The sequence below is a fragment of the Ensifer adhaerens genome, assembly GCF_013283195.1.
In the GTDB taxonomy this organism is placed as follows: domain Bacteria; phylum Pseudomonadota; class Alphaproteobacteria; order Rhizobiales; family Rhizobiaceae; genus Ensifer; species Ensifer adhaerens_G.
In genome coordinates this window covers 2,624,521-2,637,007 of the sequence record NZ_JABEKT010000001.1, presented here as the reverse complement: position 1 = coordinate 2,637,007, position 12,487 = coordinate 2,624,521, and the positions used below count along the sequence as shown (strand labels likewise).

Sequence of the window (12,487 nt, the reverse complement as noted above, 5' to 3'; positions counted from 1 at the left end):
ATTCTGATAAGAGCTTTCTGAGTTCGAACGAATCGCGAAAGGCCTTACGATATGGATAGTAATTCGGGCAATGGAAAGACACTAAATCTTTATCCAATTGACTATCCTTTTGAAACGCTTGTCTCGCGCGTGAAGGCCAACAAACTAATTCTCAATCCGGACTTTCAGCGTGCCTACAAGTGGGACAAAGAGGGTTGGGAAAGGTCATCGAAGTTCATAGAGTCGTGCTTGATGCGCATTCCTTTGCCATCCTGCTACTTCGCCGAGGATGAACAATCGCGCCACATGGTCATTGATGGGGTTCAGCGCATCACAACAATAATGAAGTTTTTTAACGATGATTTTGCATTGGAGGGTCTGACGACCTTCAAGGAACTTGAGGGGAGAAGATTCTCGGAACTTGGCTCACTGAAGTCAGAGTTGGAGGCTACCACTATAAGATGTATTGTCCTCAGGAAAGAAAATCCAAAGAAGCTCGTGAGGGAGATTTTTTCACGTCTAAATCAAGGGGCCGTTAAGCTGTCCGACCAAGAGATAAGGCATGCCTTGTACCCTGGTGCCTTGGACGAACTTTTGAAAGAGCTATCCGAAGTCGAGGAAATAAAGAATTTCGGTGTCGGTGCGAACGGAGAAAAAGTAAAGGACAGCAGGGAAGGGGAGGAGCAGGTCTTGAGGTTCTTTGCCTTCAGAGAAAGATCTGCGGATTACAAGAATAATTTGCGAGAGTTTCTTGACGAATTCATGGAGACTAATGCCGAGTCTTCAGTCGATGATGTCAAAGCGAGAAGGTTGCATTTCCTTGATGCATTAGAAAAATGCAAGGTAGTATTTGGCGGCGAACTGTTTGTAGATATGAACAAGGCAAGGCGGCGTCAGGGGATGGTCTATTATGATCTACTGATGCAGACTTTAGTAGCGCACAGCAAGGAGAACTTAGAGAAGCACCGAGTTGGTATTGTAGAGGCATATAAAGAGCTATGCGCTTCCCCTGATTTCAAAAAAGCGACCTCTGGTGGCTTGCAAATGAAGGCTTCAATCGCGCGTCGTACAGAGCTTTGGAATGCTCTTTTGGATAAGGCGTTGGTGTGATGCCCGCTCAGGTTTTGCAACTCTATGCCAGTCAGCTGAGCAAGCTAGCGGAAATTATTGAGCGCACTGAGCAAAGGGTTCTATCGGAGCCGCCGGATCGACTTTTCGCGGATAATATAAACTTCTACACCAAGTCGTATCTGATAAATCTTTGCGCAATAACTGAAGCATGCCTGAAGGATACTGCGATGGTCATCGTTCGAACGATGTCTCAAAGGCTTTCATCTACTAACGTATCCAATAATATCATTGCTTGGAGTGTCCATAGGGATGGTTTTGATGGAAAGAAGCACTCGAAGTATGATAGGTTTTTGCTGAATATTGATGAGAAAGCTGTGAGTGAGAAGCTTTCGGCCAACCCATGGAAGGCAATCAAACTGTTCGAGCTCCTGGGATGTGATATCAGCGCGAGCGGTGATTTCGATGCCGTTAAGGGAATTGTTGGCGCCGTCGTCGAAAAGCGCAACAATATAGTTCATCACAATGATGAAGCAAATGATGTCTCTCTAACTGACGTTAGGAACTATATTTCCTTTTTTGTGAAGTATATTGAAAGCATATCAGGAAGTGCGAAAGAATTGATTGGTGCTTAGGTCTGATTTTTTTGCCGTTTACGTGCGCAAGAAGATTAGCTTGTTAACTTGGCTGCCGCTCCGGTGTCCCAGGCGAAATACGATCGTTCTTTGGAGCGGATCCGGAAGCACTCACAGCTCCGTTCGTCGAGATCGGGCTTTTGGGACCCCTTCTGTCCTAGCGGACATCTCCCACATAAAGGGGGGAGATTGCGCTGGGCTCTCTTTCACAGGATGGCTCGCCGTATTGCGGGCCTGAGCGCCCAGTCTTCCTAAGACCTACCGCCCCGGCCGCCCCGTCTTCCCCTTCGTCCGCCCCTTCTGCCGCTTCTCGTCGATCGGGTCCTCGTAGGATCCGACGCCCGGTTTGGCGCGGATGAGGGGCTTGTCGGGCACCTTGCCGGTGACGGGTTTTTCGGTGCGGCCGACGGTCATTTCGTCGAGGCTGTTCTTGCGAAAGAGGCTTTGGCCCTCGGCATCCTTGCGGCCGACCGGGGTCGCCACGTCGCGGCCCATTTCGTCGAGGTCGGGCTTGCGGAACAGCGGGCGTTCAGTGTCGGTGCCCGGGCCCATGTCGTCGAGCGATGGTTTCTGGAACAGAGACGTATCGTCCTTGGCGGTGGATCCTCGGGTCAAGCCCGAGGATGACGGTGACGTGGAGGACGGCGAAGACGGGGACGGGGAGGAGGCGGCACCCTTGCTGCTCGCCTGCGACCTTGCTGAGCCCTTGCCTTTGCCAGTCGTGCCTTCCTGCGACCGCGCCTCTTCCCGTGCCATCGGGTCGTCCATGGCGGCGAGTTCGGCGGCCTTGAGGCGTTTGATCTCATCGCGCAGGCGGGCGGCCTTTTCGAAGTCGAGGTCGGCGGCGGCGTCGCGCATCTGTTTTTCCAGCGCGTTGAGGTGCGCCTGCAAATTGTTGCCGACGAGATGGCCGCCGTCCGCAAAACCCTTGCCGGCGACGCCGGAGATGTCGGCGCGGACGTGGTCCTTCTCGTAGACCGAGTCGAGGATGTCGGAGATCTTCGCCTTCACCGATTCCGGCGTAATGCCATTGGCCTCGTTGTAGGCCATCTGCTTTTCGCGGCGGCGGCTGGTTTCGTCCATGGCGCGCTGCATTGAGCCGGTGATCTGGTCGGCATAGAGGATGACCTTGCCGTCGACGTTGCGCGCGGCGCGGCCGATGGTCTGCACCAACGAGGTTTCCGAGCGCAGAAAGCCTTCCTTGTCGGCATCCAGGATGGCGACGAAGCCGCATTCGGGAATGTCGAGGCCTTCGCGCAAAAGGTTGATGCCGACGAGCACGTCGAACGCGCCGAGGCGCAGGTCGCGGATGATCTCGATGCGCTCCAGCGTGTCGATGTCGGAGTGCATGTAGCGGACGCGAATGCCCTGTTCGTGCAGATATTCGGTCAGATCCTCGGCCATGCGCTTCGTCAGCACGGTGACGAGCGTACGGTAGCCGGCAGCCGCCGTCTCGCGGATATCGCCCAAGACGTCGTCGACCTGGGTTTTTGCCGAGCGCACTTCGACCGGCGGATCGATCAGGCCGGTCGGGCGGATGACCTGTTCGGCGAAGACACCGCCGGACTGTTCCAGTTCCCAGGCGCCGGGGGTGGCCGAAACCGCGACGGTATCAGGGCGCATGGCGTCCCATTCCTCGAAGCGCAGCGGACGGTTGTCCATGCACGAGGGCAGGCGGAAGCCGTATTCGGCCAGCGTCGCCTTGCGGCGGAAGTCGCCGCGATACATGCCGCCGATCTGGCTGACGGAGACGTGGCTCTCGTCGATGAAGAGAAGCGCGTTGTCGGGAATATACTCGAACAGCGTCGGCGGCGGCTCGCCGGGATTGCGGCCGGTAAGGTAGCGCGAATAGTTTTCGATGCCGGCGCAGGAGCCGGTGGCTTCCAGCATTTCGATGTCGTAGCGGGTGCGCTGCTCCAATCGCTGGGCTTCCAGCAGGCGGCCGCCCTTTTCCAGTTCGGCCAGCCGGTGCTTCAGCTCTTCCTTGATCGCCTTGATCGCGCCGTTCAGCGTCGGGCGCGGGGTGACATAGTGCGAGTTGGCGTAAATCTTGACCGATTTCAGGTCGCCGGTCTTCTGCCCGGTCAGCGGGTCGAACTCGGTGATGGCGTCGATCTCGTCGCCGAACATGGAGATGCGCCAAGCCGCGTCTTCCAAGTGGGCCGGAAAAATCTCGATGGTATCACCGCGCACGCGAAAAGAGCCGCGCTGGAAATCCATGTCGCGGCGCTTGTATTGCTGCGCCACGAGGTCGGCCAGCAGCTGGCGCTGGTCGAGCCGGTCGCCGACGCTCATCTGGAAGGTCATGGCGGTATAGGTTTCGACCGAGCCGATACCGTAGATGCAGGAGACCGAGGCGACGATGATGCAGTCGTCGCGCTCCAGCAGCGAGCGGGTGGCCGAGTGGCGCATGCGGTCGATTTGCTCGTTGATCGAGGATTCCTTCTCGATGAAGGTATCCGAGCGCGGCACGTAGGCTTCCGGCTGGTAGTAATCGTAGTAGGAAACGAAATACTCGACCGCATTATCCGGGAAAAAGTTCTTGAACTCGGAATAGAGCTGGGCCGCCAGTGTCTTGTTGGGCGCGAGAATGACGGCGGGGCGCTGCGTCGCCTCGATCACCTTTGCCATGGTGAAGGTCTTGCCCGAACCGGTGACGCCGAGCAGCACCTGGCTGCGCTCGCCGGAGGCAAGGCCTTCGACGAGATCGGCGATCGCCGTCGGCTGGTCGCCGGCCGGCTCGTAATCGGAGACCATGCGGATCTCGATGCCGCCTTCGGATTTCGGCGGCCGGGCAGGGCGGTGCGGCGTCCACAGCTTGCCGTCCTTGAACAGCGGATTGCCGCTCTCGATCAGCGCCGACAGCGCCTCCACCGTGGCGGTGACGCCCGAGTTGGACAGCTTGTCGGCATCCTCAAGCGAGACGTCGAGGCCGGCGACGGGATTGAGCCCCGCCGCGGCGCGCGTCTTCGGGTCGGTTGTCCCGCCCATCGACGTCCCTCTAGAGGATTTGGAAGCGGCGATCTCCACCTTCTTGCGGTGCTTGCCGGCCTTGGAGGCGACCTCGCGCTGGCTCTCGAAGGCCGAGGCCTCGGCATCCGCCTCGAGTTGTTTCACCCAATCGGAAACATTGCCGGAGAGCGGGGTTCCCGACAGCGGTGCCTGCGGGGCTTCCTCGAAGCCGCCGGGCACTGTCGATTTTTTCGGGGGATTTTTTGCAGACTTCTTCGGATCCTGGGCCATGGCGGGAATATGGACAGAGTCAGGGCGAAAATAAAGGGGGAATGAGTACAAAAGGGAAACGAAATTTCCGGATTTTCCGAGGCTCGTTTTCAGCGTTTCGGGCGCCAGTGGATCACAGGACAGATGATCGCGGCTACCAATGCGTTCGCTTTGCAAATAGGAGGTCATTGCCGTCGAGCTCGTTTGCCGGCGCATGGCAGGAGGTAAGCATGTTTGTCATCGATCGTTGTTTGCCGACATCGTCCCTGCCTCAGGATTTCGACGATCTGCGGCGCGACGCCGTCTCCGAGCGATACCGATTTGTCGAGCGGCTGCATAAGGATTGGGGGTCAGGCGCCATGCGCTTCGATGGGCGCGGCGAGGTCCTGCTGATGGCGGCCGTGGCCGGGACCTGCGCGGGACTGGGCGGTCTGACCGCCGATCCCTGCGTGCCAGCCGCTCTGCGGCTCCGTCGCTTCTATGTCCGCCCGCAGTTCCGCGGCCTCGGTCTGGGGCGTGAGCTGGCGATCAGGCTGCTCGGGCATGCCCGCAACCATGCCCCCTGTGTCACCGTGAATGCCGGCACGGCCGAAGCCGGTGCGTTTTGGGAAAGGATGGGCCTTCTACCTGCCGCGCAATCGGGGATCACGCATCGGCTCGACTTCTGAGCCAACGGCCCGCTGCGAGTGGCACGTTTGAGCGGCTGCATTGCCATGACCGATGTCCAGGGTGGCGCTGGATAGCCCTTACGAGTTCTGGTTGCTGGAAGCTTACCCCGAATGGGCGAGAAGACACCCAAGCCTGACGCATGATATCAATTGTGGTTTGGAGGGGGCCATGTCGCGTTTGAGTGGTGCCGCCCTTATCGCTTTTCGTGCAATGCTTCTTTGCCCTGCCACGAGCTTTGCGGCCGAACCCGTCGGTCAAGCGGTATCGATCAGGACCGAAGTGTCCGGCGCGAGCGGTCCGCTGGCGGTCAGGGACCCGGTCTACCGGGACGAACGAATCCGGACGTCAAAGTCCGGTCTTGGTCAGTTCGTTTTCCAGGACGGGACCAAGCTCGCCGTCGGCTGGGGGTCTTCCGTGGTCATCGACCAATTCGTCTACGACGGCACCAGGTCGGTGAAGAAGCTGACGATCACGGCCGCCAAAGGCACCTTTCGCTGGGTCAGCGGCAAATCCAAACATTCCGCCTATGAGATCGTCACGCCCGCCGGCACCATCGGCGTGCGTGGCACGGCGTTCGATTTCTATGTGGGGCGCGACGGCACGACTGCGGTCGTGCTGCTGAACGGTGCGGCCAGCTTTTGCGGCGCCGGTGGGTGCCGGCAACTGACGCGGCGCTGCGATTGTGTGGTTGCCACACCCGGTGGTGGGGTCAGCCAGGCGGCGCGCGTCAGCCAGCGCACATTGCGCAGCCTCGGCAATGCGCAGGCCCTGCCTTTCCTTTCCGGCGGCCAGAGGCTTTCCGGCACGATCGGCGCCGTCGGTGCCGGCTGCGGATTGCAGGCCGCGCGTCGCGATGATGTCGCCCGTCCGCCGGCGCAGATCGAGCAACAGCAGGCGCCGATCGAGCGCGAAGAGCCCAAGCCGGAGAAACCCAGACCGGAAAAGCCGCATCACGAAAAGCCCCATCATGAGAAACCGGATCGCGACAAGCCGGACCGGGACAAGGATCACGGCCATCACGACAAGGATCATGACGACGATCACGGGGATCACGGGCAGGGTGGCGGCGGAGGCAAGCAAGACGACCATGGCTCGTCTGGCTCCGACAACGACGGCCACGCTGGCGGCAACGACGATGGCGACAGCGGCGAGCGTTCCGATCGCGATCATGGCAATGGCAACAATGATCGCCATGGTGGCCGCGACCGCGACCGCGACCGCGATCGAAGCGACAACGACGACGACGATTGATCGCTATTCGGCGATGCGGCTGGCCTGATCGGCTGGGGTTTCTGTGAAATGGTCGGAGCGGCGGGTGATCCTGCCGTAGAACGCCACCAGGCCGGGCGTGATGGCTGCTGCCTTGAGCTTGGCGGCGTTGGCAAGGCTGCGGCTGGCCGAGGCGCGCACACGCAGGTTTTCGACCAGTCTTGAATGCAGGCGTTGCAGTTCATCGAAATCGGGCGATGCGGCGACGTCTTCGTCGCCGGCGACGGCAAACAGCCGGGTCCGCGTCGTCTTTCCTTTCAGCCCCAGGGCGCCGGCTTCCAGCAATGCGCAGCCGGGCAGGGCCTGCGCTGTCGCCTCCGACACCAGGATGTCGAAGCTCACATCCTTGCACGCCGCCTCGATACGGGCGGCGATGTTGACGGTGTCGCCGACGGCCGAATAGTTGAAACGCGTCTCGGCGCCCATGTTGCCGACGCAGGCGATCCCGGTGTGGATGCCGATGCCGATGCCGACCTCCTGCGCCGCACCGAAGCCGAAGGCGTCGTCGGCATTGAGCCGCGCCAAGGTCTGGCGCATGCCGAGTGCAGCACGCAGCGCCTTGCGCGGATGGTTGGTGACATCGACCGGCGCGTTCCAGAAGGCCATGATCGAATCGCCGATGAACTTGTCGAGCGTACCCTCGTTGGCAATCACATGCCGGCTGAGTGCGTCGAGCAACGTGTTGAGAAAGGCAACGACATCGGTTGGTGCCATGCGCTCGCTCATCTCGGTGAAGCTGCGCACATCGACGAACATGACGGTAAGCTCGCGATCGTCACCGCCGAGCCTGAGGGCGTTGCGGTTGTGCTCTATCCGATAGAGCAGCGAGGGAGAGAGATAGCGGCCGAAGGCTTGGCGGACCTCGCGGCGCTCGCGATCGGTAACGAGGAAACGGAATGCCGTCGCCGAGAAATGGGTGATGGATGCAGCCAGGATCGGCGCCAGCGGATCGAACAGCAGGCCGGCATAGGAGAATGCAACCCAGGACGTGACGAGCGCCAGCGCCGTGATTGCCAGGCCGCAGGCAAGCGCAACGATGGGACTGACGAAGGTCGTCAGCAGCACGAGAAGGCAGCCGGCAATCGCGATCGACAGGATTTCCAGCCCGTTGGCCCAGTCCGGACGCGAGAGATAGCGGCCGGAGAGGATCTGCTCGACGATCTGGGCGTGCAGCGAGACGCCGGGAACGTTCTGGCCGAGTGCCGTCGTGCGCACGTCCTGCAGGCCGGCGGCGGAGGTGCCGATGAAGACGATGCTGCCTTCGATCGCCGCAGCGATATCGGGGGATACATCGGCATCCTCGAGAACGCGCCGCGCGGAGACATAGCGCTCGGTCGTATCAGGACTGACGTAGAGCCAGAGTTCGCCGGAAGCGGTCACCGGCACGACGAAATCCCCGATCTTGGCGGCCGTCAGCGTATCCGGCACATCGGGCGCCCCGGCCAGCACATAGGTCGAGCCGCCTTGTGCCACGCGCAGCGCCTCCAGTGCCAGACTGGGGTAGAGTTGCTGGCCGTCGCTCAGGAACAACGGCACTGCACGCACGACGGCCGAGGAGCCACCGGGGTTGAGGCTGATATGGCCGAGCCCGGCGGCGTTGCTCTCCAGTTGCGGCCGCAGCGGGGTGGCGGCGCGGATGCGCGGCGGCGCACCAACGGGGCTTTCGCCGGTAAAGGCGAAACCGGCCTTGACCGGCGGCAGGTAGCTTCCTTCATTGGTCAGCCCGAAGCCGAGGACGACAGGCCTTTCCGCGATCGACCTGGCAAAGACCTCGTCATTGTCGGGCAGGCGCTTAAGCAGCGATGGATCGATTTCGGGCACGTCGCGCAGCACGTTGCGCGGCGACAGCCGGTCCGGTTCGGCAAACAGGATGTCGAAGGCAATCGCCGACGCTCCCATCTCCACCAGCCTGTCGGTCAGCTTCGCCAGCCTGTCGCGCGGCCAGGGCCATTGTCCAAAGGCGCGCAGCGACGCTTCGTCGATATCGACGACCTTGACCGGCATGGTCTCGTAGGCGCGCGGGGACAGCCGTTGATACTCATCGAAGGTGACGTCGCGCCCTTGCTTCAGAAGCTGCGGGTCGCTGGCGCGCAGCAATGTCAGCACTGCAACGACCGCCAGACCGATCACGACGCCGAGCTGTTGCGCACGGGTCATGGCGCCTCACGGAACGGCTGGCAGGCCCGCCTTGCGCAGCCCGTCGGTGAAATGCGCGTAATCGGCGGGGTCGACATAGGCGGTAAAGATCTGCCAGTAGCCCGGAAGATCGAGGGGCGCGTTGGCGACGGCCTCGTCGACGAGCTTGCAGGCATCCTCGGTGCGTCCGAGCTGGCCGAGGCAGGCGAGCAGCACGACCAGGTTGAAATAGGTGCGCCGCAACAGAAGCCCGCGTTCGGCGTGGTGCTGCGCCTCCTCGTAATTGCCGAGATGGTAATGGGCAAGCGCGATCCGGTTGAGGAAGAGGTAGGTCAGCGGATCGTGCGGGCTCAGCCGCAGTGCCTTGTGCAGCGGATCGAGCGCGTCGGCGAAACGGCCGACGAAAATGCGGGCCCAGCCGAGCGCCATATGGGCCAGCGCGAGATTGGGGTTGAGATCGATAGCCTGCTGGGCCTCGGCAACGGCCGCATGCGGGCGGCGGGCTGCGAAATTGGCAAGGCACATGACGTAGTGCGAATAGGAATCCCTGTCTTCGAGCGCGATGGCCCGCTCGGCTGCGACAAGCAGTTCGGCCCGGTCGCGATCGATATCGTCGCTGAAGCCGAAGAAGCATCGGGCGTAGAGCGAGCGTGCCAGCATCATATGGGCGCGGCCGAAGTCCGGGTCGAGCGCGATCGCGCGGCGATGCCAGTCGATCGCCTCGGCAAAATGCGCGGCCGTGTCCTGGGCGTTGTGCAGCAGCGTGCCGCGCATGTGGCATTCGTAGGCGTCGAGATTTTCGGTGCCGCGCAGGAGCGCACGGCGATTTTCGCCGATCAGGATTTCCGGTTCGATCGCGGCGACGACATGCTGTGTCAGTTCGTCCTGGATGGCGAAGATGTCGGCCACCTCTCGATCGAAGCGCTGCGCCCAGAGATGCACGCCGGTCTCGGCCTCGATCAACTGCCCGGTGACGCGAACTCGGCTCCCCGACCGGCGCACGCTGCCCTCGACGATATAGCGCACGCCGAGATCACGACCGATCTGCTTCACGTCGACCGCGCGCCCCTTGTAGGCAAAGGAGGAGTTGCGGGCGATGACGAAGAACCAGCGGCAGAGGGAGAGCCCGGTAATGATGTCTTCCGTCAGCCCATCGGCAAAGTAGTCCTGGCCGGGATCGTCGGACATGTTGACGAAGGGAAGCACGGCGATCGACGGCTTGTCCGGCAGCCGGAGTGGCATTCCGGGCAAATCGGGGCCTGTCGGATCCTCGCGCCAGTCGACACTGTGCACGAGCACCGGCCGCGGCATGTTCTTCAGCGTCTGCTCGCCGAGCTTGACCATCGGGAAGTCGAGCTTGCCCTCGATCTGGTCATGCAGTGTACCCGAGATACACACGCCCGCGGGGCGAGCCACCTGCTGCAGCCGTGCCGCGACATTGACGCCGTCACCGAGCAGATTGGCGCCCTCGACCACGACATCACCGAGATTGATACCGATGCGGAACTCCATGCGTTTCTCCGGCGCCAGATCGGCATTGCGGCGTTGCAGGGCGCGCTGGATGGCAACGGCGGCGCGCACGGCCTGGACGGCGCTGTGGAATTCGGCAACGACGCTGTCGCCGGCAGTGCTGAAAATTCGCCCGCCATGCTCGGCGACGAGATCGCCGATCGTGGCGCAATAGGTGCCAAGCGTCGCAAGCGTACCTTCCTCGTCGGTCGCGACGAGGCGACTATAGCCAGCGACATCGGCAGCGAGGATGACTGCGAGCTTCCGTTCCAAGGGGGCGAGCCCCTCCTGCGGCGTATGGCTAGAGGAAATTAAGGGTATCGTAAATTAGGTGTATCTAGAAGTGCGAAAACGCCATGATCGTCTCTAACCAACGATTGCTGCGCCGATTTTGAGGCCATTTGCGGGCCAAGACGGCCTTCACTCGTGGATTGCGCGCTGGGGGCGACGAAGAGTTTGCGTTGTGGGCTCGCCCGAACGCGGTTTCGCCCGGCAGCGGAACGTGCAAGGTATCCCGATACGCTGGCGGCGCGTGCGCGTGGCCTGAAACTCACGACGAAGGGAAACACCTTGATCATCGCCTGCCTGCATACGGCCGACAGCAACTGCGCCGTTTTTGAAGCCGCCGCGCGCAAACTCGGGCTTGCAAGCGACGTGCTTCATCACACGGTGCGGCCGGACCTGCTTGAGGCCGCGGAACGGGCTGGGGGTCTCACAGACGAAATCGCCCGCGAGACGGCCGCAGCGCTGAGCGCGCTGGCAGCGCGGGCCGATGCCGTGCTCCTCACCTGCTCGACACTCGGGCCCAGTACGGCGATTGTTGGTCCGACGCCGGTGCCGGTGTTGCGGATCGATGCGGCGCTTGCCGAAGGGGCGACGGCTGTCGGTGGCAAGGTCGTGGCGCTCTGCGCCGTCGAGACGACGGTGGCTCCGACCACCGCATTGTTTTCCGAGGCGGCGAAGCGCAGGGGGGTGGCGCTCGAGGTGCGCCTCGTCGCCGGCGCCTGGAGTTCGTTCAAGGCGGGTGACCGCGACGGCTATCTTGCTGCGATCGCTGGCGCTTGCGACGTCGCCTATGCCGATGGCGCTTCGATCGTGGCCCTTGCTCAAGCCTCCATGGCGGGAGCGGCGGACTTTGTGCATCGAGGACCGCCCCCTTTGACGAGCCCGGAGGCAGGGTTGCGCACGGCGCTAGAACGGATCGCACAACGGGTCTCGACGGTCGAGTGACGAGCAGGGCATTTAAAAATTGATTCAGGTGTTTAGAAGGAGAATATAATGTTCTTCGTGCGGCTCTGATAGTGCGGATTGGCGTTGACAGGGCTGGGTCGACGCGGAGAGTATCGTGCGCCCAGAACCGGATTTCGGAACCGCTGAATGTCTTCCTTTCAACTCCGCCGCCTCGAAGCCAGAGATGTCGACGCCTACCGAGCCTTGCGCCTCGATGGTCTTAAGCGCCATCCCGAGTCGTTCGGTGCGTCCTATGAAGATGAGGCGAAGCAGCCGCTCGACTGGTTTGCCAATCGGTTGACGGTCGCCGTGATCGTCGGTGCCTTCGATACGGTCGGCGCGCTTGTGGGTGTCGCGGGCCTGACGATCCCAAGCGCCATCAAGACGAGGCACAAGGGTATTCTCTGGGGCATGTATGTGCTCGAGGCGGCGCGCGGGTGCGGCGTATCGCAACGGTTGGTCGAGGCGGTGATCGACGAGGCCCGGGGCAAGGTCGAGCAATTGCAGTTGACCGTCGTCTCCTCCAATGCCGTAGCCATCCGGCTCTATTCCAAACTCGGCTTTGTCGGTTACGGGTTGGAAGCGCGTGCCCTTTGCGTCGATGGGCAGTATTTCGATGAGATGCTGATGGCGCTGCCGCACGTCTAGCGGCGCACAATGCGGCTTCTAAGAGCCGTACGGACATGCCGGGATCGGCCGTCGGTGGGATCGGCCTGCGGGCGAGGATCGTGTGTATGGCGAAGATGTCTGTTTAAGATATTGTTTTTATA

9 protein-coding genes are annotated in these 12,487 nt (G+C 61.5%); 6 read left to right on the top strand and 3 right to left on the bottom strand.

Annotated features, from left to right (window positions below; all coding sequences use genetic code 11):
• The first annotated feature begins 51 nt into the window (after positions 1–51).
• A complete protein-coding gene (locus tag LPJGGPFB_RS12525) occupies positions 52–1,089 on the top strand; it encodes a DUF262 domain-containing protein (RefSeq protein WP_173420204.1) in 1,038 nt (345 codons plus the stop codon).
• Positions 1,089–1,682 carry a HEPN domain-containing protein gene (locus tag LPJGGPFB_RS12520; RefSeq protein WP_173420203.1) on the top strand — a complete coding sequence of 198 codons (594 nt, stop codon included), beginning with the start codon at positions 1,089–1,091 and terminating at the stop codon, positions 1,680–1,682. Before LPJGGPFB_RS12525 ends, LPJGGPFB_RS12520 begins: the two co-directional genes overlap by 1 nt.
• Positions 1,683–1,940: 258 nt before the next feature.
• Here LPJGGPFB_RS12520 and uvrB read toward each other — a convergent pair whose 3' ends face one another.
• Positions 1,941–4,925 carry an excinuclease ABC subunit UvrB gene (gene uvrB, locus LPJGGPFB_RS12515; protein ID WP_173420202.1) on the bottom strand — a complete coding sequence of 995 codons (2,985 nt, stop codon included), beginning with the start codon at positions 4,923–4,925 and terminating at the stop codon, positions 1,941–1,943.
• A gap of 209 nt (positions 4,926–5,134) precedes the next feature.
• Here uvrB and LPJGGPFB_RS12510 point away from each other — a divergent pair, with 209 nt between their 5' ends.
• Both LPJGGPFB_RS12510 and LPJGGPFB_RS12505 read left to right on the top strand, forming a co-directional pair.
• Positions 5,135–5,572: a GNAT family N-acetyltransferase gene (locus LPJGGPFB_RS12510; RefSeq protein ID WP_173420201.1), complete on the top strand. Its 438-nt coding sequence runs from the start codon at positions 5,135–5,137 to the stop codon at positions 5,570–5,572.
• Between the two features lie 169 nt (positions 5,573–5,741).
• Positions 5,742–6,824 carry a FecR family protein gene (locus LPJGGPFB_RS12505; protein WP_173420200.1) on the top strand — a complete coding sequence of 361 codons (1,083 nt, stop codon included), beginning with the start codon at positions 5,742–5,744 and terminating at the stop codon, positions 6,822–6,824.
• 3 nt (positions 6,825–6,827) lie between these two features.
• Here the strand turns inward: LPJGGPFB_RS12505 and LPJGGPFB_RS12500 are convergent, their stop codons facing one another.
• Together LPJGGPFB_RS12500 and LPJGGPFB_RS12495 are read right to left on the bottom strand one after the other, a co-directional pair.
• Positions 6,828–8,999, bottom strand: coding sequence for a CHASE2 domain-containing protein (locus tag LPJGGPFB_RS12500; protein WP_173420199.1), 2,172 nt, complete (start codon positions 8,997–8,999; stop codon positions 6,828–6,830).
• A gap of 6 nt (positions 9,000–9,005) precedes the next feature.
• Positions 9,006–10,760 carry an adenylate/guanylate cyclase domain-containing protein gene (locus tag LPJGGPFB_RS12495; RefSeq protein WP_173420198.1) on the bottom strand — a complete coding sequence of 585 codons (1,755 nt, stop codon included), beginning with the start codon at positions 10,758–10,760 and terminating at the stop codon, positions 9,006–9,008.
• 297 nt (positions 10,761–11,057) lie between these two features.
• Here LPJGGPFB_RS12495 and LPJGGPFB_RS12490 point away from each other — a divergent pair, with 297 nt between their 5' ends.
• Both LPJGGPFB_RS12490 and LPJGGPFB_RS12485 read left to right on the top strand, forming a co-directional pair.
• The gene (locus LPJGGPFB_RS12490) at positions 11,058–11,717 is read left to right on the top strand and encodes an Asp/Glu racemase (RefSeq protein WP_173420197.1); all 660 of its coding nucleotides are present in this window, start codon (positions 11,058–11,060) and stop codon (positions 11,715–11,717) included.
• 147 nt (positions 11,718–11,864) lie between these two features.
• Entirely contained in the window at positions 11,865–12,365 is a 501-nt protein-coding gene (locus LPJGGPFB_RS12485) for a GNAT family N-acetyltransferase (RefSeq protein WP_173420196.1), read from the top strand.
• Positions 12,366–12,487 lie beyond the last annotated feature (122 nt).

Bases quoted from the DNA above. Each gene is read 5' to 3' on its own strand.
- LPJGGPFB_RS12525 (WP_173420204.1), top strand. From the start codon at position 52: ATGGATAGTAATTCGGGCAATGGAAAGACACTAAATCTTTATCCAATT.
- LPJGGPFB_RS12520 (WP_173420203.1), top strand. From the start codon at position 1,089: ATGCCCGCTCAGGTTTTGCAACTCTATGCCAGTCAGCTGAGCAAGCTA.
- uvrB (WP_173420202.1), bottom strand. From the start codon at position 4,925: ATGGCCCAGGATCCGAAGAAGTCTGCAAAAAATCCCCCGAAAAAATCG.
- LPJGGPFB_RS12510 (WP_173420201.1), top strand. From the start codon at position 5,135: ATGTTTGTCATCGATCGTTGTTTGCCGACATCGTCCCTGCCTCAGGAT.
- LPJGGPFB_RS12505 (WP_173420200.1), top strand. From the start codon at position 5,742: ATGTCGCGTTTGAGTGGTGCCGCCCTTATCGCTTTTCGTGCAATGCTT.
- LPJGGPFB_RS12500 (WP_173420199.1), bottom strand. From the start codon at position 8,999: ATGACCCGTGCGCAACAGCTCGGCGTCGTGATCGGTCTGGCGGTCGTT.
- LPJGGPFB_RS12485 (WP_173420196.1), top strand. From the start codon at position 11,865: ATGTCTTCCTTTCAACTCCGCCGCCTCGAAGCCAGAGATGTCGACGCC.